The following is an 18,891-nucleotide window of genomic DNA, read 5'->3' as shown; positions in this document are numbered from 1 at the left end:
ACTCAATAAAAACAAAATGTTAACTTTAAAAACTGGATGTATGAAAAAATTGTATGTACTCATCCTGGCACTAGCCCTTCTTGTGCCATGTAGCCTAGCGTATGGAGGAGAAAAAAAGAGAAAGGACAAAAAGAAAACCACTCAAACAGACTCCATAAAAAAGAAAGTCAGCAAATACGACAAACTCCTCAAGAAACCGGGTTGCCAAACCGCGAAAGGAAATTTCATCACCTTACACAAACTCGGGGGAAAAGTCTACTTTGAATTCCCGTTAAAATACATGACACGGGAGATGCTGATCGCCTCCACTCCGGCGGAATCCAGTGAACCCACGGTATGCCCCATCGGGTACAAGGGACGGGATCCCATGCACGTGAAATTTGTCCTTGAGGACAGCCTCGTCTACCTGCAACGCGTGACCAGCTCGGTAACGTACGACGAATCCGACCCGAACCTGACTCGGGCAGTCAAAAGCAGCTTCAAAGACGTGTACATCAAAAAATACCCCGTTCTGGCATACAATCCGGACAGCACGGCTGTAGTTTTCGACATGACCTCCCTGTTCATGACCAATGAGCCCGAACTTTCCCCCATCATCACGCAACTGGGTCCCTTGTCCGTCGTTTCCAACATGAAATCAGACCTGTCCTCGTTAGGCAGCATCAAGGCATTCGACGACAACGTGACCATAGAATCCAATTTGTCGTTCAGCTACGTACTGCGCTACCTGTTCTTCTCCGGCGGCGGCGGCGACGTATCCGCCCGGGTAGTACGCACCGTACTGCTATTGCCGGAAGACAAAATGAAAGCCCGCGTATCCGACTCCCGCGTGGGTATCTTCCTCACCATGAAACAACACATCTCCACCGAGGAAGACAAAATCAACTTTTACAGCATAGCCAACCGCTGGAGGCTCGAACCCAAAGACATGAACGCATGGGAACGGGGCGAACTGGTAGAACCGAAGAAACCAATCGTGTACTACATCGACAATGCCTTCCCGCAATTGTGGCAAGCCCCCATAAAAGAGGGTGTACTCCGGTGGAACAAGGCATTCGAGAAAATCGGATTCAAAAACGCCGTGCAAGTCCGGGACTTCCCGAAAGACGACCCCGACTTTGACCCGGACAACCTGAAATATTCCTGTATCCGCTACGTCCCGCTCAGCATCGAGAACGCAATGGGTCCCTCGTGGGTTGATCCCACGACCGGGGAAATCATCAACGCATCGGTCATCGTCTACAACGACATCATCAAACTAATCAACAATTGGCGTTTCGTGCAAACGGCACACATCGATCCCTCCGTCCGTGCCAAAAAGATGCCGGACGACATCGTGAAGGAATCCATCGCCTATGTCATCGCCCACGAGGTAGGACACACCCTCGGGTTAATGCACAACATGTCCGCATCCAACGCCTACCCCGTTGATTCATTACGTTCCGCCTCCTTCACCCAAAAATACGGTACCACACCGTCGATCATGGATTACGCCAGATTCAACTACGTGGCACAACCGGGTGACACGGGTGTAAGGTTAACCCCTCCCGACTTGGGCGTGTACGATGAATTCGCCATCAAATGGTTATATTCCCCCATCTCCGGTAACCTAACCTCCGCCGAAGAAGCCAAAATTCTCGAAAAATGGGTGGACGAAAAAGCCGGAGACCCCCGTTTCCGTTATGGCAAACAACAAATCCTAAGCCGTTACGACCCGACTGCCATCGAGGAAGACCTCGGCGATGATCCGATCAAGGCAGGCGAATACGGGATCAAAAACCTGAAATACATCTTCGCCAACCTGAACGACTGGATTCAAAACGACGAAACCACCCTGCACCGGCAGGAACTGTACGGAGAACTAGCCAGCCAATACTTCCGCTACCTCCGCAATGTGATGTACAACGTGGGCGGCATACGCATGACCGCGGTGAAAGAAGGCACACCGGGCAAACGTTTCGAAGCCCTGCCCAAAACACTGCAAAAACGCTCCATCACTTGGGTATTGAACCAACTCCGGGACTGCGAATGGTTGGACAATCAAGCAAACGCCCCACAAGCAAGCCTTTCTCTGAAAATGTCCTCCCGTGTCGTTTCCGGTATGGCAGAAACCATATTTGAAACACTATCCAACAAGGTACAAGTGGCAGCCCAACTGTCTGACGATCCTTACACGATACAAGACTACTACGATGACTTATACACCGGTATCTGGAAAAACACCATCGACAACAAGAAGCTGACCGCGAATGACCGGATGCTGCAACGCTTCGCCATGCTGGCACTCGTGAAAGGAGCTACCCGAATCATCGAAGGCAAAACTCCGCTTTTCAACGCCTATGCCCCCTCGCTGGACGAAATCATTGACTACCGCCTTGACCCATCCGGTATTACCCAACGGTACTACAAAGAGTTGAAAGAAATCGAAAAAGAGAAAGGACAAGCAGCCATCGCCGAACGATTGGAACAAAACTTCGATTACGGCTACAAGTGGCAAAAGAAACTGGAAATCGAAAGCATTGATGAATCCGAAGGCTGCTACATAACCATGCTCAATAAAGTAAAAACTTTACTGGAAAATCGAATCGCCACTGCCAACAAAGTAGATAAAGCACACTATCAAGCGATCCTGTTTAAAATAAAAGCCTTGAACAAATAATCGGGCAAAACGGATTGTTTCATCCATAAAGGCTGATCGAAAAATAAAATTCGGTCAGCCTTTATCCACCGGTTCCCACACGCACACCGAATCCGATGTGTCTTTCCCGTCGGCTCTTCCCGCGAAAACGTAGACGAAAAGCCCGTCCGCTTCCGCCTGATTAGGGAACTCCATGCTCGCAACAAACGTTTCACCCCGCGTTCCCAACTCCTGCAATCGACAACGCCGTTTTGGCACAAAAAGGATTACCCCGTACACCTTGTCATCCGCGAAACAATCCACCGACTCCACGGGCATCCCCTCGTGGGTAAAAACGACCTTCCGGTTTTCCGCGTCCACCTCGACACCGACCACGGGGGTGACCAACTGCCCCGCCGCCACGCGCAATTTACGATAATCAATCGTTCCCGTGAATTCCTTCTCTGCCTTTTTACGATTGCTCACCGGTTTTCCCGGGGCAATTTTCTCCACGGTAACCGCACTCGCCACGTTCGCCCCGGTAAAACCGTTAAACCCCTTGGCATAACCGTTTCCCCCGGGGAATCCCACCCGGATTATATTCATTAACCACTGCTTTCTCCCCGCGACCGTCCCAAACGCCATAGACTGCCGTTTCTGAGGTTCGCCACCGGATTTGCGTTTTAACGACGCGCTTCTGCAACAATTTTTCCCGTCGGGTCTCACGTAACCTATCACGTTCCCGTATTTTCCTCGAATCTTTCCTACCGGATTTACAAATTCTGCCATAGATACTTCATTTTATTTTTCCTACCCACAAATATACAAAAATTAATCCACAATTAACCCTATACAAGGGGAATACATAAATTATTTCAATTTTATTTTCGAATCAATACGGTATCACTATCGTAAGAAACGCTGTAGATTCCCTGTAGGTTCGCTGTAGCAACGCTGTATATGTACAGCGTTGCTACAGCGAACCTATTGTATATTTACAATATTTTTTATACTATTGCACCGAAATTGATAGCTTATTAATACTTAATTCATTTATGTTATGGATAGAACATCACCTATACTTCTTGCAATGCTTGCCAACGGACCGGTCCGAGTGGATGGGGTAACCTTCTTTCTTCAAGGCGGACAAGTGAGAACCTGCAAAACCAAGCGAGGACCCAAGAAAACAAGAACGGAAGGCGAGGAGCAATCCTCGAATCGCTTTACCGAAGTTCGCAAGATGTGGCGAGTGTACCGCCGTGCCATCGGGGGACTTCCGATATGGAGTGTATGGGCAAGACAAACAGGAGCACCCAAGAGCGACACGTTATTCCATACCGTCAACGGGAGCTGCTTCCGCCCGGGCGAGGGCGTGTGGGCGTTTCCCACCTTCCGCTTCTCGATGGGAACACTGGATGCCCCGGTCATCACGTGTGCCGAACGCAACGGCTGGACAGTAACCCTGCGGTGGGAGAACGATGTCGATTGCCCGAAAGCAAATGCAGCAGATCAGGTGTATCTCGGGTATTTCTACGGCACGCTACCCCGTTCCCCGCAATTCATCACCTGCATCAATGCACACCGGGGCGATGGCGAGGTTACCGTCGAAATTCCCCCGGCAAAACAACCGGATGGAACACCTTTACACCTGTATTTATTTTTCGGTAATGAAAACCCGAATCGCTTTTCACCGAGCGAATACGTGGGAGTTTGACACAACTAAAATAAAGCAGGAAATAAATGAAATCGAACAAACTCAAGTAAACATATATAAAGATATTTCGATATAGCTGATTCCAGGCAATTCATTACGATAATAAATAAATACGGTAATCTATCCCTATTACCGTCAGAGGGAAATACCCTTTAATTATCTATTATTAAACCTTCGTTTAATGGTATCAAAAATAATAAAAAAAATATCCTTTCGAATCGAAATCAATATATTTTTTTTAACTGGTAATGAAGAATTTCCATGAAAGCGCTTAATACACAATGATAATATCGTAAAATAGCATTAAACGAACGTTTTGTGCTATGAGTGTTTCAATCACATATGGAGATATTAAGAATGGGGATATCAAGGCATTTGAAGCTCTTTTTCAAGAGTTTTATCCTTCTATGTGTATTGTCGCCATGAAAATTATCACAGATCAAAGTGCCGCGGAAGATATTGTGCAAGAGGCATTCATAAAACTTTGGGAAAAACGTAGCGCATACAATGACATCCCGAGTTTGAAAACATTTCTTTATGTAGCGGTCAAAAATCTATGTTTCAATTACATTCGAGATAAAAAAATAACCGTGGATTACACCTCTCCCGAAGTCGAAAACCAAGAAGCCGTTTTTAAAGACCTCGTGATCGAGGAAGAAGCCTACCGAATCATAGATGATGCCGTGAATGCCCTCCCCCCGCAAAGTGCACGAATAGTTAAAATGTATTTAGACGGGAAACAAAATAAAGAGATCGCTGAAATATTAGGCATTTCTGTAAACTCCGTCAAGACACTAAAATATAACGCATTAGATTCACTAAAAACTTTATTAAAAGATTATTTCTATGTTCTTTTGCTATTTCTTGCAGAAAAGTAATTCTAAAAGAAATGTCAAAATAAAGTGAAAAACGCACCCCCTATTCATCCTTTTCGAATTTAGCTGTGTTCTGCAAATAGAAATATAAATCAGAAACACAATAAAAATTTATGGAAGAAGCAGTAGTAAAAGTCGAACATCTCTCGCACCGTTATAGTGTGCAATGGGCGATAAAAGACATCAATTTCGAAATCAAGCAGAAGGGGACTCTCGGCCTGTTAGGTTCCAACGGGGCGGGGAAATCCACAACGATGAATATCATCTGCGGGGTTCTCAATCAAACAGAGGGCGAAGTATATATTAACGGTATCAGTCTTCGCGAGCATCCGGTAGAAGCTAAAAAGCACATCGGCTTTCTTCCACAAAAGCCCCCGCTATACCCGGATCTGACTGTTGACGAATATCTCACGCACTGCGCACTGATGCGCCTCGTGGACAAAAGACAGGTTAAAGCAGCAGTGGATAAAGCAAAAGCTCGTTGTGGAATCACTCATTTCAGCAGACGATTAATTAAAAATCTATCCGGAGGGTACCAACAACGGGTAGGAATAGCCCAAGCCATCGTACACAATCCGAAATTCGTGATTCTCGATGAACCGACAAACGGGCTAGACCCGAACCAAATCATTGAAGTACGCCATTTGATCAAGGAAATTGCCGAAGATCACTCCGTCATGCTTTCCACTCATATTCTACCCGAGGTGCAAGCTACTTGTGACACGATAGAAATGATCGAAAAGGGACGAGTTGTTTTTTCCGGCACCATTGGGGATTTCAATAATTACATGGAACCCAACACGTTTATCGTTTCCATGACAACACCCCCTTCTATAGAAACTCTATCCGCTATTCCCGGGATCACGCACGTGGAACATATCACGGATACCCGTTTCCGCATGCGCTTTTCTTCAGGTCAAGAGATCACGAAAAAAATGATCGAATTGAGCGTTGCCAATGAATGGCACCTTCACGAGATTATATTGGAAAGGGATTCTTTAGACGCGGTTTTCGCACAATTATCCGGAAAAAATATTTTAATATAAAAGATAATCATCTAACATGAAAACAATATTCAGATTAGCGAAGACGGAACTTCGCATCTTATTCTGTTCGCCTGTATCTTGGCTGATCCTAGTTATTTTTGCCTTTCAGGCTGGATTGAATTTCAGTGAAAATTTCGGGGGACAATTAAAACGCCAAGCCTTGGAATACGGGCTGGGAGAAGTGACATTGAATACTTTTGCCGGATACACAGGGTTGTTGGTTTCCATGCTTAAAAGCCTGTATCTCTATATTCCCCTGATCACCATGGGAATCATGAGTCGGGAATTAAGCAGCGGTTCTATCAAATTTCTATATTCTTCCCCGATAACGACAACACAGATTATTCTAGGAAAATACCTTTCCATGTTAATTTACGGGGCAATGCTCATGGGCATACTTCTGATTTATATCATTTTCGGATTTTTTACCATCGAGAACATGGATATCGCATTCGTTCTTACCGGATTGCTGGGACTCTATTTACTGACTTGCGCCTATGCCGCCATAGGGCTTTTCATGTCAAGCATCACGTCTTATCAAGTCGTGGCAGCGATGGGTACACTTGCAGTCCTTGCCGTTTTGAATTTTATCGGTGACGTGGGACAGGATATTTCTTTCGTGCGGGATATCACGTATTGGCTATCCATCTCGGGACGCGCTTATCAATTTCTTGGAGGAATGATTTGCAGTGAAGACGTGCTATATTTCATTATCGTAATTTCTCTATTTATTATCTTATCTATCATGCGCTTGCAGGCTGCCCGCAAGAAAAGAAGCAAGGCTGTTACATTTGCCCGCTATTTCGCGGTTATCGCGTGCGCATTGATCATAGGGTATGTATCCTCTCTTCCGACAAGTAAATTTTATTATGACGCAACCGCTTTAAAGAAAAATACCCTGACTCCCGGCAGTCAGGAAGTTGTAAAAAATCTGGACGGGGGATTAACCATCACGACTTACATGAATATCCTCGACGCGAATTACGGTAGCGCACTCCCGAGCCAACTAAAAGAAGATTTCTCCCGTTTCGAACAGTATGTCCGTTTTAAACCGGAGATCAAAATGAAGTACGTCTATTATTACGCTCCATCGGTTCAACCTTCTTTCGATGGACGTTTCGAGGAGTTACAAGGGAAAGAGCGTGCCGAGCGTATCTGCAAGATCATGGAACTTGATTTTGACATGTTCCTATCGCAGGAGGAGATTGACAAGGTTATTGATCTCAAGTCGGAAGGTTACCGTTTCCTTCGCGTTCTGGAACGGGAAAATGGTCAGAAAACCACTCTTCGTCTTTACAATGACATGATGAAGCACCCGTCGGAAACCGAGATCACTACAGCGTTGAAACGCTTCCTAGTCCCCGCCCCTAAAGTTGCTTTTCTCACGGGACACGGGGAACGTAACGTGAATAGTGCCGGCGACCGTTACTATTACACGTTCGCCCGAAGTATTTATTTCCGTCACTCCCTGATCAACCAAGGATTCGATGCCACGGAATTATCTATTAAAGACTCCGATATTCCAGAAGACATTAACATTCTGGTTATTGCCGATATGCGTAGCCCTCTTTCCGAAGAAGAAATGACAAGATTGGAACATTATATAGAACGGGGCGGTAATCTTTTCATCCTTGGGGAACCCCATCGTCAAGAAGCGATGAATCCCTTGCTCGCCCGATTCGGGATAGAACTCATGCCGGGAACCCTCGTGCAACGTAATCAAGATTACCTGCCATCCGTTGTCACCGCGAAACTAACGGATAATGCCGCCGCACAAAGTCCCCGGTACGCCCAACTCAAACGATGGGGAGCCTCAATCGTTATGCCGGATGCCTCTCCTTTACATTATAGCACGGACAAAGGATACACTGTAAAACCTATTGCCATGACGCTTAAGGAGAATAGTTGGAATGAACTGGAAACAACCGATTTTCTGGACGGGGAGTTATCCATTAACGAGGCTATCGGGGAAAAGGAACAGTCTTATCCTGTCATTCTCTCGCTTACCCGCCAAAGGGGAAACAAGGAACAACGCATCGTGGTCACGGGTGACGCCGATTGTATCAGCAACACGGAACTGATGAATAGCCGGAACGGAATTTTCGCCGTCAATTTCGACTTCATCAGCGAAACGTTCAAATGGCTGTCATACGGGGAATTCCCTATCGATACATCCCGCCCGGAAGCTATTGACAACAGGATTCTTGTCAGCCGGGCAGCAACTCCTTGGATTTCAGCATTCGCACTGGGCGCCATTCCGTTTATCTTGGCCTTCATTGGCTTTATGGTATGGTACAAGAGAAAGAAATTTTAATAGCTAAATTTTAAATTATAACACATGGAAGATTCAATAGTAAAGGTCGAGCATTTGTCTCACCGGTATCATATACAATGGGCTATAGAAGATATAAACTTTGAGATCAAAGAAAAAGGGGTGTTAGGATTGCTCGGTTCCAACGGTGCCGGGAAGTCCACCACAATGAATATTATATGCGGCGTGCTGAACCAGACTGAAGGGGAAGTTTACCTTAACGGCTACAACCTACGGACGAACCCGGTGGAAGCCAAAAGACATATCGGGTTCCTTCCCCAAAAACCGCCACTATACCCGGATATTACCGTGGAAGAATATCTGACTTATTGCGCACACCTTCGGCTAATGCCGACACATGAAATCCCGGCTGCCGTGGAACGTGCCATGAAACGGTGTGATATCACACATTTCCGCGAACGTATTATCAACAATCTGTCGGGAGGATATCAACAACGCGTGGGCATCGCACAAGCCATTGTCCATAATCCCCGTTTTGTTGTCCTTGATGAACCGACAAATGGTCTTGACCCGAACCAGATTGTAGAAATACGCCACTTGATAAAAGAAATTGCTACTGATCATGCCGTATTGTTATCGACACATATCTTGTCCGAGGTACAAGCTACTTGTAATAACATCAAAATGATTGAACAAGGTAAACTCGTATTTTCCGGCAGCATGGACGATTTTAACAATTACGTTGCCCCTTCCACGTTGTTAGTCAGATTTGACGCAGCTCCATCCGAACAAACTCTAGGAGCGATAGAAGGCGTTGCCCGAGTGGAAAAGCTCGATCCCCGCAGCTATCGCCTGCAATTCGACGCGTCAAAGGATATTAGCGAACATATCGTACAACTCAGTGTTACCAATAACTGGGAATTAGCCGAGATACAACTGGAACGCTTGGCTCTTGACACGATATTCGCTCAATTATCAGGAAAAAAAGTACAACAGTAAACGCAAATTCTATCTATGAAAACAATATTAAAGATAACCAAAAACGAACTGAGCACGCTATTTTATTCCCCGATAGCATGGCTTATTCTTATTATCTTCACTTTCCAGTCGGGAATGGCTTATGCCGAAGCATGGGGTGATGCATTACGTTCCCAAGCTTTAGGGTATACTGTTATCGGGGCAACCAGACGCCTCTTGCTCGGTTGGCAGGGAGCTATTTCCAGTATGCAAGAACATTTGTTCCTATACATTCCATTACTCACGATGGGGCTTATGAGCCAAGAGTATAACCGTGGTTCTATTAAATTATTGTACTCATCCCCGATCACAAACCGGCAAATCATTTTTGGGAAATATCTTTCCATGATCGTGTACGCCTTGATTCTAGTAGCCATATTATTCGTTTATTATGCCTTCACGGCTTTCACGATCAAGGATATTGATTCGTCGTTTGCCTTGACTGCTTTACTGGGAATATTCCTCATGATTTGTGCTTACGCGGCAATCGGGTTATTCATGTCTTCGCTCACGTCTTATCAGGTTGTTGCAGCCGTGGGGACTCTTGCCATACTTGCCGTACTCAACTATATCGGGAATGTCGGTCAGGAAATCCCATTCGTGAGGGATATCACATACTGGCTTTCCATCTCGGGGCGTGCAGACACATTCTTTAAAGGTCTTATTACCAGCGAAGATCTACTTTATTTCCTACTGGTAATTATTCTTTTCATTATATTTTCCATTTTACGTTTACAATCCGAAAGAACCAAACGTACCGCATCACAATCCGCACTTCGCTATGGAGGAATTATTGTCGTGACTCTTTTGATCGGTTATGTTTCATCCCGTCCCGCACTTCGCTGTTATTATGATGCAACCGAAATGAAAGATAACACTTTGACTCAAAACAGTCTGGACGTCATGGAACAACTGGATGGTCCCCTGACTATCACCTCTTATGTCAACATTCTTGACGAAGATTATTTCCGGGTATTGCCCCGTTATCACAATCAAGATATCGAACGGTTCGAGAAATATATACGCTTCAAACCGGAGATCAAGATGAAATACGTTTATTATTACGACAAAGTAGACAACCCGAGTCTTGCTCAACGCTATCCCGGTTTAAGCGACGAACAACGTGCTCAAAAAATATGTGAAGCTCTTGATTGGAATATAGATCAAGTATTGAATCCCGAACAAATACAGCAAACAGAAGACCTGTCTGCCGAGTACAACAAATTCGTACGGGTGTTGGAACGAGGCAACGGACAAAAATCATACCTCCGCCTTTATGACGATAATATGCGCTTCCCCACGGAAACCGAGATCACTGCCGCTCTTAAACGCATGGTCGTAAAAGCGCCTTTGGTTGCCTTCATTACCGGACACGGTGAGAGAAATATAAACGGGGGTGGTGACCGGGATTATTATGCATTCTCTCAGTATAAAGGATTCCGTAATTCACTTATTAATCAAGGTTTTGATATTACTACACTCGCTCTTGATACCCTAGATAGAATACCCGATGAAGTGGATATTCTCGTGATTTCAGATATCCGCACCCCACTTTCTTCCAAAGAACAGGGTATGATTGATGGTTATATCGCCGAAGGGCGTAATCTGATTATCGCCGGAGAACCTCGTCGCCAAGAACAAATGAACCCCACGTTAGCAAATTTGGGATTAACTTTCATGCCGGGTATTCTCGTGCAGGAGAGCAAGGATTATCCGGCAGATTTGATTTTATCTTCCATCACTAAAGCCGCTGAAGATTTAAGCAAAAGATTCAGCGATGCGGCATATTTCGGTTACAAGATCACGATGCCTTCCACTGTCGGGATCAAGCAAATAGAAGAGAAAGATTTCACGATAATTCCATTGATGACAACCGACTCCACTGGTTCATGGAGCGAACTGGAAACGACGAACTTCGTTGAAGATACGGCACGCATCAATCCTGCTATCGGAGAAATCGAACAGGCAAATGTAACCATGATGTATTTAACCCGCCAGATAAACGGCAAAAAACAAGGCATCATAGTTCTCGGGGATGCGGATTGCATCGGAAACGGTGAACTTACACGCCAACGAAACGGGATCGAATCCTCTAATTTCACGGTTGTCACGGAATCATTCCGTCTTCTCACGAACGGAGAATACCCGATAGATACCAACCGGAAACGTTCCTCCGACAATAAGGTTTACTTGAATGAAAAGTCCGGTGTCTGGTTAAAAATTCTCTTCATGGGTGTTTTCCCCGGTATCTTGACTTTCTTAAGCCTTGCATTGTGGTGGAGGCGCAGGAAAAAATAAATCTCTTTATTTCCCCGATTCTCCCGTACAAGGAAGAATCGGGGAAGTATAAAAAAAATTCCATTTTCTATCAAAAAAAATAATTTTCCATTCATCCTTTTGACCTTATCCCGTGTTCTGTAAATAGATAATAGTTTTGTAACGTCTATATTTATGTTAGAATACACAAAAGAATACCGTATCGCACAACTCATTGCCAAAGAAATGGCAGGAGAGCTTTCACCGGAGGAAGAAGCCGAATTGCAACAATGGCAAGCAGAACACTCTTCCGGAGCCAAGTTGCATGAGCGAATCTTAAATCCCGACAATAAACGTTCTCGGGATCAGCAATTCCATCGCGTTAACCCTCATGCCTCATGGCAAAAGGTCGAGAAACAAATTGCGCCCGCGCACAAAACAAAATCCCGTACACTTTTATGGTGGTCTAGTGCTGCCGCTGTCGCGATAGTGGCCATCACGATCGGCTTGTTTGTCCCGAGGTATGACAAAACACAACAAGAGGTTCTTCCCGTAGCTGAAATTCATGCAGGAAGTTCAAAAGCGATATTAATCACACCGGAAGGAAGGCAAATCAGTTTATCACAACAATCCACGCAACAAACACTTGATTTAGGTAACGGAATTATTGCCATCAACAACGGAAATGCATTAGAATACAAACGACAAGCAGATTCTTTAAACATCAAACATAAACGACATACAATACAAGTTCCAAAAGGCGGAGAATATGAACTTATCCTACCGGACGGGACGCATGTCTGGATAAACTCGGATTCGGAATTGTCATTTCCTGCTCAATTTGATGAAACAAAACGAGAAGTTGTGCTTTCCGGAGAAGCTTATTTTTCTGTCACAAAAAACGCGGCAAAACCTTTTATCGTGAAAACGAACGGGAATATTGAAGTGAAAGTACTCGGAACGGAATTTAATATTTTGGCATACCCGGATGCCGATGTTATCGAAACTACGCTATGCGAGGGTTCTGTTAACGTGTCGGATAAAAAGCAAAATGTAACATTAACTCCATCCCATCAGGCTGTTTACGAAAAACATTCCTGTAATCTGACTACCCGCAAAGTAGATGTACGTTTATACACGACATGGAAGGAAGGATTGTTCGTGTTTGAAAACAAACCGCTCGAAGAGATCATGACAACACTTTCCCGTTGGTATAATATCAACGTGTTCTATGTCAACCCGGCAGTGAAAAAATACCATTTCACGGGAGATCTGGAGAGATACGGGGATTTCAGAAAGACCCTCGGGATGATAGAAAAAGCGACATCCATACGGTTCAAAGTGAATGGAAATAATATTATAGTGGAAGAAGTTATTAATCAATAAAAAACAGGAGGATCTGATCCATCCTCCCATTTGTAACCAACTCATAAACAAGTCTATTTAGAAATCGATTATTTAAACTATTAAGTACTCAAAGTTATGGAAAAAAAACGGAAGTACACCTTTGATTTTCATCAAAGGTGGGAGAAAATTCTTCGGATTTTACGAGCAAGCCTCTTGATAGCGCTTATCACAACGATGTATTTCGACGTGAACGCTACCGCACAAGTCATCAAAGTGAGCGTTAAAATGGAAAACGCAACCATCGACGAAATGATTAAAACCGTCAGAACGGAAACGAACTATCGTTTCCTGTATCGGGTAGAAGAGGTTAATAAATACGGGAAACGTAATATCGACCTTCAAAATGTATCCATTGACGATTTCCTCAAGACCTTACTTGCAGGCACCAAGCTATCTTACGAGATTGAAGATGATGTCATCATCATCCGTCCTGCCGATGACAATAAAAAGGAAACTGAAAAACCTCGGACCATAAAAGGGAAAGTACTGGATGACAAAGGATTTACCTTGCCGGGAGCTACCGTCACAATCAAAGGCACAACACTAGGTGTTGTAACCGATGTGGATGGCAAGTTCAAGTTGGAAATACCTAAAATGGATAGTATTATCTTAGTTATTTCTTTCATCGGGTTTGAAACACAAAGTTATAAAGTAAGCAATAATCCTAAAAACGATGAAAACGAGATCGTTATTAAATTGCAGGAAGATGTAAAACAGATGGATGAGGTTGTCGTGACGGGATACGCCAACATCAAAAAGGAAAGTTTTACAGGAAGTTCTGTATCCGTAAAAAGAGATGAATTATTGAAGGTATCGAAAACTAACGTTATAAAAGCATTGCAAGTTTTTGACCCTTCATTTCGGCTACAAGAAAACAATCAGTGGGGATCAGACCCGAATACCCTCCCGGAAATGTATATCCGCGGTCGCTCGGGGACAGGAGTAAAAGAACTTGACCCCAACTACACGACAAAAGCCAATTTGGAGAATAACCCGAACCTTCCTCTTTTTATCATGGACGGTTTCCAAGTCAGTATCCAGAAAGTGTATGACTTTGACCCGAACCGGATTGAAAGCATGACCATATTGAAAGATGCGGCTGCCACTGCCATGTACGGTTCCCGTGCAGCGAACGGCGTGGTGGTTATTACCACGGTAGCACCCAAACCGGGTAAAATAAATGTCAGTTATTCCATGACCGGTACGCTTTCCATCCCGGATTTAAGTGATTACAATCTGATGAATGCTAAAGAAAAACTCGCGACAGAGGTTGCCGCCAACGTGTTTAAAGCAGATCCGTCAGACTCATACTACGAGGATAATCAAGCAAAACTAGATAGAGAGTACCAGAGCAAGCTAAACAATATTATCGAAGGGGTTGACACTTATTGGTTATCCAAACCGTTAAGAACCGTTTTCAATCACAAACACAGTATATTCCTTGAAGGCGGACATGAAGATTTACGTTTCGGTTTAAATCTAACTTACGCAAACAATGACGGTATCATGAAAGAATCCAGTCGTAACAATGCCGGAGTTGAATTTAGTATTGACTATCGATTGGGTAATTTTCAAATCAAAGATAAAATCGTTTACCAACAAACCAAAAGTAAAGAATCTCCCTACGGTAGTTTCTCGGAATACACCAAGAAGTTACCCTATGACAAATATAAAGATGAGAATGGCAACTATTTGCCAGAAACTACACAATGGAACTCTGAACTTAAGCAAACTGATATCGTTAATCCTTTATGGGAAGCCACTCTAGCGAGTTTCGACCGCACAAAAGAAGACCTTCTGGAAAACGAATTAGGCATAAATTGGTTTATTACACCCCACTTACTGGCTAAAGGGACATTCAAGGTTACCCAAACAATCAGTGAAGGGAAAAAATTCGTGGATCCCAAATCTAAAAGAAACACGAATCCTTTGTCCGTAACCAATTTAACGTCCGGTTCTTTAACCCAACGTGACGGGAAAAGTGCATCATGGGAATTCACAGCTAATCTTTCATATAATCGAAGTATTGAAAATCACAATATTAACTTCAATCTCGGCATGAACGGTTCTAGCACAGACTCCAAAAGTACAACAACGATTTATGAAGGATTTCCTTCCGGTATTTTCTCCTCTCCCAGTTATGCTGAAAAGGTCAGAGAGAAACCATCGAACTCAAAAGACGTAAGCCATCTAATCGGTTTTATCGGTTTGTTGAACTATTCATACAATGATATTTACTTATTAGATGCCTCTATACGTACCGACGGTTCGTCAAAATTCGGACATAATAAAAAATGGGCTTTGTATTGGTCCGGTGGAGTGGGCGTAAATTTACACAACTATGATTTTGTCAAAAATATCGGTTGGCTCAATCTTCTAAAATTACGCACGAGTTACGGATTAACAGGAAACGTGAGTTTCTCCCCGTACGAGGCACAAACCATGTATGAAACTATAGATGACGAATGGTATAAAACAGGATATGGCGCCACTCTTATCGCATTAGGTAATGAAGATTTGGGCTGGGAGAAAAAATACAAAACAAATTTCGGTATTGATTTTGAAATTTTTAAGGGGATTTTGAATCTTTCGGCTGATTATTATATCGAGAAAACCGTTGACATGGTGAATGATGTCACTATTCCCAGTTCTACTGGCTTCACCACTTATAAAGACAATATTGGCGAAGTGAAAGGAAAAGGTTATGAAATCATTTTAAAGAGCAGTATCGTTAATAAAACAGATTGGAATTTCAACGTTTATTTCAATTTAGCACATGACAAACGTAAATTCGTGAAGATTGCAGAAAGTTTGAAAGCGTACAATCAAAAAGTAGAAGACCATTTCAATGATAAAAATACGCTCGTATATAATTCTGCTACAGGGAACAATAGTATATCCGAACCGTTCAAACAATACGTGGAAGGAGGATCGTTGACGCCGATTTATGCCGTGCGTTCCCTTGGTATAGATCCGACGAACGGAAAAGAAATTTTCGTGAAAAAGAATGGCGAGATCACTTATACATGGAACGCATCCGACCAAGTAGCATTAGGGGACTCAGAGCCGGATATTCAAGGTTCTTTCGGTTTCAATCTCCGATATAAAAGTTGGACGTTATTTACCTCCTTCATGTATAAATACGGGGGACAATATTATAACTCGACTCTGGTGGAGAAAGTGGAAGATGCCAATATATACAAATACAATGTCGACAAAAGAATTTTGAAAGACAGATGGCAAAAACCCGGAGATAGAGCTAAATATAAATCTTTAGCAGATGGCATGCGTAGTGAAAAAACTCAGCCGACAGAACGTTTCATCCAAAACGAGAACGTGGTAAGTTTAAATTCTCTCTCTCTAAGTTATGATTTCGATCCCACGTTATTGAAACGTATCGGTGTCAGCATGCTGCGTCTAGAACTCGGAGCCAACGATCTATTCCGCCTTTCCACTGTAAAAGCAGAAAGAGGTCTAAGTTACCCGTTCGCCCGAAGTATGAATATAACATTAAATGCAACTTTCTAAAACAGATATCATGAAATTCAATAAACTATTTTTATATATCATTTTACCGTTTATATTAGGAGGCTGTAATGACTGGCTATCGGTTTCTCCCGAATCCAATATAAATGAAGAAGATCTTTTTGCTAAAGAAGACGGCTACCAAGTAGCATTGAACGGCATTTACAAAAGCATGGCTGAAGCTAGTATGTACGGACAGGAAATGTCTTACGGAGCTTTGGAAATTCTCGCCCATACTTATAGCAACGGTTATTTTAGTGGAGCATACAGTGACATATATAGCAGTAGATTCACGACCGTAAATTCCAAAAATCTTTTTGAAAAGATGTGGAGTGCAACCTATAACGCTATTGCCAATTGTAACAATCTTATCGAAAATGTAAAAAATGAACCGGTTACTCAATTCGAAGAAGGAGAGATAGGTAAAAACCTTATCTTGGGGGAGGCTTATGCCTTAAGAGGATTTCTGCATTTCGATATGCTGAGGTTGTTTGCTCCTTCCAAAAAGGTGGATGACGGCAAAACTTATATTCCTTATTACGATCGCTATAAATCAACATTTGAGCCTCATTTAACCGTGGATCAAACTCTTGAAAAGATCAAAAACGACCTGCTCACCGCAAAAGACCTTGTTGCCACTTTTGATACACTTCCGGAACATAAAAAACGTTTTTCCATAGGCCACCGTATTGAAGGAAGCCTGATTCCTCCCGACAATTTATTCTATGCCTACAGAGGATATCGTATGAATTATTATGCAATCGTGGCGACACTCGCACGTGTATACTCTTGGGCCGGTGATTTGAAAGAAGCACACGATGCCGCTTTGGAAGTTATTAATGCAAAAGGAGGTGGTGAATACTTTTTCACTCTTCAAAACGGTTCCGTTTTTCCTGAAAATCACAAACTCAACAAGGAATTAATTTTTGTATTATCCAACCAGAAATTAATTGAAAATTATAAAGTTTATCTACCCGGGTCGACGGCGGACAGAACAAGTACCTTTTATATTTATCTGAATCAAATGGAATGGTACTCATGGAATCCTCCTACCGAAGATACCAGATACTTAACCTTCCTCGGTACTTATTCATCTAATAAATATCCTTTAAAATATACCTCTCAAACCGGGAAATCATATGGCGAAGACGCAATTCCCATGATCCGGGTTAGTGAAATGTACTACATCGCTTCCGAATACCTATATAAAAATAATCAGTCAGAAGAAGCCTTTAAGATGATTGATCAAGTTCGTAATGTTCGAGGTATTTTAAGTGATCCGATTAAAAACTATATCACTAACGAAGCATCTTTTGAAAAAGAATTGATTAAGGAGATTCATAAAGATTTAATGGTAGAGGGACAAGCTTTCTATTGGTATAAAAAATTCAACCAAACACTAAGCAGGGGTACTATATTCGTTATCCCCACACCTGATAATGAAAATATTAACTAACAAACCCTTCAAATATGAAAACATTTATTTCTCTGATATTCAGTTTTATTATACTTTGGGCTTGCTCGGAGGACAAGACTTACGAGTACAAGTCCGTGAAATACCTGCATTTCTCGAAACCGGAAGTACCTGACAGTGCTACAGTTCTGTCATTTACCCACTACCCGGGAGTAACAGAAAAAGAGATCGCTGTTGAAGTACTATTGGCCGGGGATCTCGTATCGAGGCCAACTCCATACCAATTAAAAGTCGATGCCGATTCTACCACTGCAAACGCAGAACAATACTCTTTTGACCTTATACAAGAATTCCCTGCCAATCAAATAAAAGATACAGTCTATATCAAATTATTCAATAAGGAGCTTGAAGGAAAAGAGGTAACTCTTTATATTCGGATAGTCGAGAATGAAAACTTTACCCCCGGTCTTAAAGCGAATCAAGCAGCTAGAATAATTTTCAACAACATCTCTAGCAAACCTGATTGGTGGGATGAAGAGGTTGAAACATTGTTTTTGGGAGAATGGAGTGCTAAAAAGTACTCTGAGTTTGTCAGTTTCACCAAGATTACAGATTTATCAGAATATGAATTTACCGTTAGACGAAAAATATGTCTTGAATTCAAGAAATACCTCAAAGATGAAGGTATTACAGAAGAAGACGGAGTTACTCCTATGGAAATTCCAGTAAATTAATCGAACGCTAAATT

The 18,891-nt window shown here is 43.0% G+C and carries 12 protein-coding genes; 11 read left to right on the top strand and 1 reads right to left on the bottom strand.

All coding sequences use genetic code 11. The features are described 5' to 3' along the window. Window positions 1-40: 40 nt before the first annotated feature. On the top strand, window positions 41-2,659 hold the full coding sequence (locus L0M98_RS20550; RefSeq protein ID WP_227217493.1) for a zinc-dependent metalloprotease: 2,619 nt from the start codon (window positions 41-43) through the stop codon (window positions 2,657-2,659). 54 nt (window positions 2,660-2,713) lie between these two features. Here the strand turns inward: L0M98_RS20550 and L0M98_RS20545 are convergent, their stop codons facing one another. Further along, window positions 2,714-3,406 (bottom strand): hypothetical protein, encoded by a 693-nt coding sequence (locus L0M98_RS20545; RefSeq protein WP_227217494.1) that lies wholly within the window; start codon window positions 3,404-3,406, stop codon window positions 2,714-2,716. 271 nt (window positions 3,407-3,677) lie between these two features. Between L0M98_RS20545 and L0M98_RS20540 the strand changes: the two genes are divergently transcribed. From L0M98_RS20540 to L0M98_RS20495, 10 genes are all read left to right on the top strand, one after another. Beyond that, complete coding sequence (locus L0M98_RS20540; protein WP_227217495.1) at window positions 3,678-4,331, top strand: hypothetical protein; 654 nt, start codon at window positions 3,678-3,680, stop codon at window positions 4,329-4,331. A 323-nt stretch (window positions 4,332-4,654) separates the two neighbouring features. Continuing rightward, the gene (locus L0M98_RS20535; protein ID WP_099290693.1) at window positions 4,655-5,209 is read left to right on the top strand and encodes an RNA polymerase sigma factor; all 555 of its coding nucleotides are present in this window, start codon (window positions 4,655-4,657) and stop codon (window positions 5,207-5,209) included. 110 nt (window positions 5,210-5,319) lie between these two features. Beyond that, entirely contained in the window at window positions 5,320-6,252 is a 933-nt protein-coding gene (locus L0M98_RS20530; RefSeq protein WP_099290694.1) for an ABC transporter ATP-binding protein, read from the top strand. A 16-nt stretch (window positions 6,253-6,268) separates the two neighbouring features. After that, on the top strand, window positions 6,269-8,566 hold the full coding sequence (locus L0M98_RS20525; protein ID WP_227217497.1) for a Gldg family protein: 2,298 nt from the start codon (window positions 6,269-6,271) through the stop codon (window positions 8,564-8,566). A gap of 24 nt (window positions 8,567-8,590) precedes the next feature. Continuing rightward, entirely contained in the window at window positions 8,591-9,523 is a 933-nt protein-coding gene (locus tag L0M98_RS20520) for an ABC transporter ATP-binding protein (protein ID WP_099290696.1), read from the top strand. Between the two features lie 15 nt (window positions 9,524-9,538). Continuing rightward, window positions 9,539-11,839, top strand: a complete 2,301-nt coding sequence (locus tag L0M98_RS20515; protein WP_227217498.1) for a Gldg family protein — start codon at window positions 9,539-9,541, stop codon at window positions 11,837-11,839. 153 nt (window positions 11,840-11,992) lie between these two features. Continuing rightward, a complete protein-coding gene (locus L0M98_RS20510; RefSeq protein WP_099290698.1) occupies window positions 11,993-13,183 on the top strand; it encodes a FecR family protein in 1,191 nt (396 codons plus the stop codon). A gap of 96 nt (window positions 13,184-13,279) precedes the next feature. Continuing rightward, a complete protein-coding gene (locus tag L0M98_RS20505; protein WP_227217499.1) occupies window positions 13,280-16,732 on the top strand; it encodes a SusC/RagA family TonB-linked outer membrane protein in 3,453 nt (1,150 codons plus the stop codon). Window positions 16,733-16,742: 10 nt separating this feature from the next. Continuing rightward, window positions 16,743-18,185: a RagB/SusD family nutrient uptake outer membrane protein gene (locus L0M98_RS20500; RefSeq protein ID WP_186976988.1), complete on the top strand. Its 1,443-nt coding sequence runs from the start codon at window positions 16,743-16,745 to the stop codon at window positions 18,183-18,185. Window positions 18,186-18,199: 14 nt separating this feature from the next. Further along, on the top strand, window positions 18,200-18,877 hold the full coding sequence (locus L0M98_RS20495) for a DUF4843 domain-containing protein (RefSeq protein ID WP_227217501.1): 678 nt from the start codon (window positions 18,200-18,202) through the stop codon (window positions 18,875-18,877). Window positions 18,878-18,891 lie beyond the last annotated feature (14 nt).

The organism is Butyricimonas sp. DFI.6.44 (genome assembly GCF_022132345.1).
GTDB classification, from domain to species: Bacteria; Bacteroidota; Bacteroidia; order Bacteroidales; family Marinifilaceae; genus Butyricimonas; species Butyricimonas muris.
This window is presented reverse-complemented; position numbering and strand designations above follow the sequence as displayed.

Excerpts from the sequence above, each read along its gene's own strand:
- L0M98_RS20550 (WP_227217493.1), top strand. The coding sequence starts at position 41 with ATGAAAAAATTGTATGTACTCATCCTGGCACTAGCCCTTCTTGTGCCA.
- L0M98_RS20545 (WP_227217494.1), bottom strand. The coding sequence starts at position 3,406 with ATGGCAGAATTTGTAAATCCGGTAGGAAAGATTCGAGGAAAATACGGG.
- L0M98_RS20540 (WP_227217495.1), top strand. The coding sequence starts at position 3,678 with ATGGATAGAACATCACCTATACTTCTTGCAATGCTTGCCAACGGACCG.
- L0M98_RS20535 (WP_099290693.1), top strand. The coding sequence starts at position 4,655 with ATGAGTGTTTCAATCACATATGGAGATATTAAGAATGGGGATATCAAG.
- L0M98_RS20530 (WP_099290694.1), top strand. The coding sequence starts at position 5,320 with ATGGAAGAAGCAGTAGTAAAAGTCGAACATCTCTCGCACCGTTATAGT.
- L0M98_RS20525 (WP_227217497.1), top strand. The coding sequence starts at position 6,269 with ATGAAAACAATATTCAGATTAGCGAAGACGGAACTTCGCATCTTATTC.
- L0M98_RS20520 (WP_099290696.1), top strand. The coding sequence starts at position 8,591 with ATGGAAGATTCAATAGTAAAGGTCGAGCATTTGTCTCACCGGTATCAT.
- L0M98_RS20515 (WP_227217498.1), top strand. The coding sequence starts at position 9,539 with ATGAAAACAATATTAAAGATAACCAAAAACGAACTGAGCACGCTATTT.
- L0M98_RS20510 (WP_099290698.1), top strand. The coding sequence starts at position 11,993 with ATGTTAGAATACACAAAAGAATACCGTATCGCACAACTCATTGCCAAA.
- L0M98_RS20505 (WP_227217499.1), top strand. The coding sequence starts at position 13,280 with ATGGAAAAAAAACGGAAGTACACCTTTGATTTTCATCAAAGGTGGGAG.
- L0M98_RS20500 (WP_186976988.1), top strand. The coding sequence starts at position 16,743 with ATGAAATTCAATAAACTATTTTTATATATCATTTTACCGTTTATATTA.
- L0M98_RS20495 (WP_227217501.1), top strand. The coding sequence starts at position 18,200 with ATGAAAACATTTATTTCTCTGATATTCAGTTTTATTATACTTTGGGCT.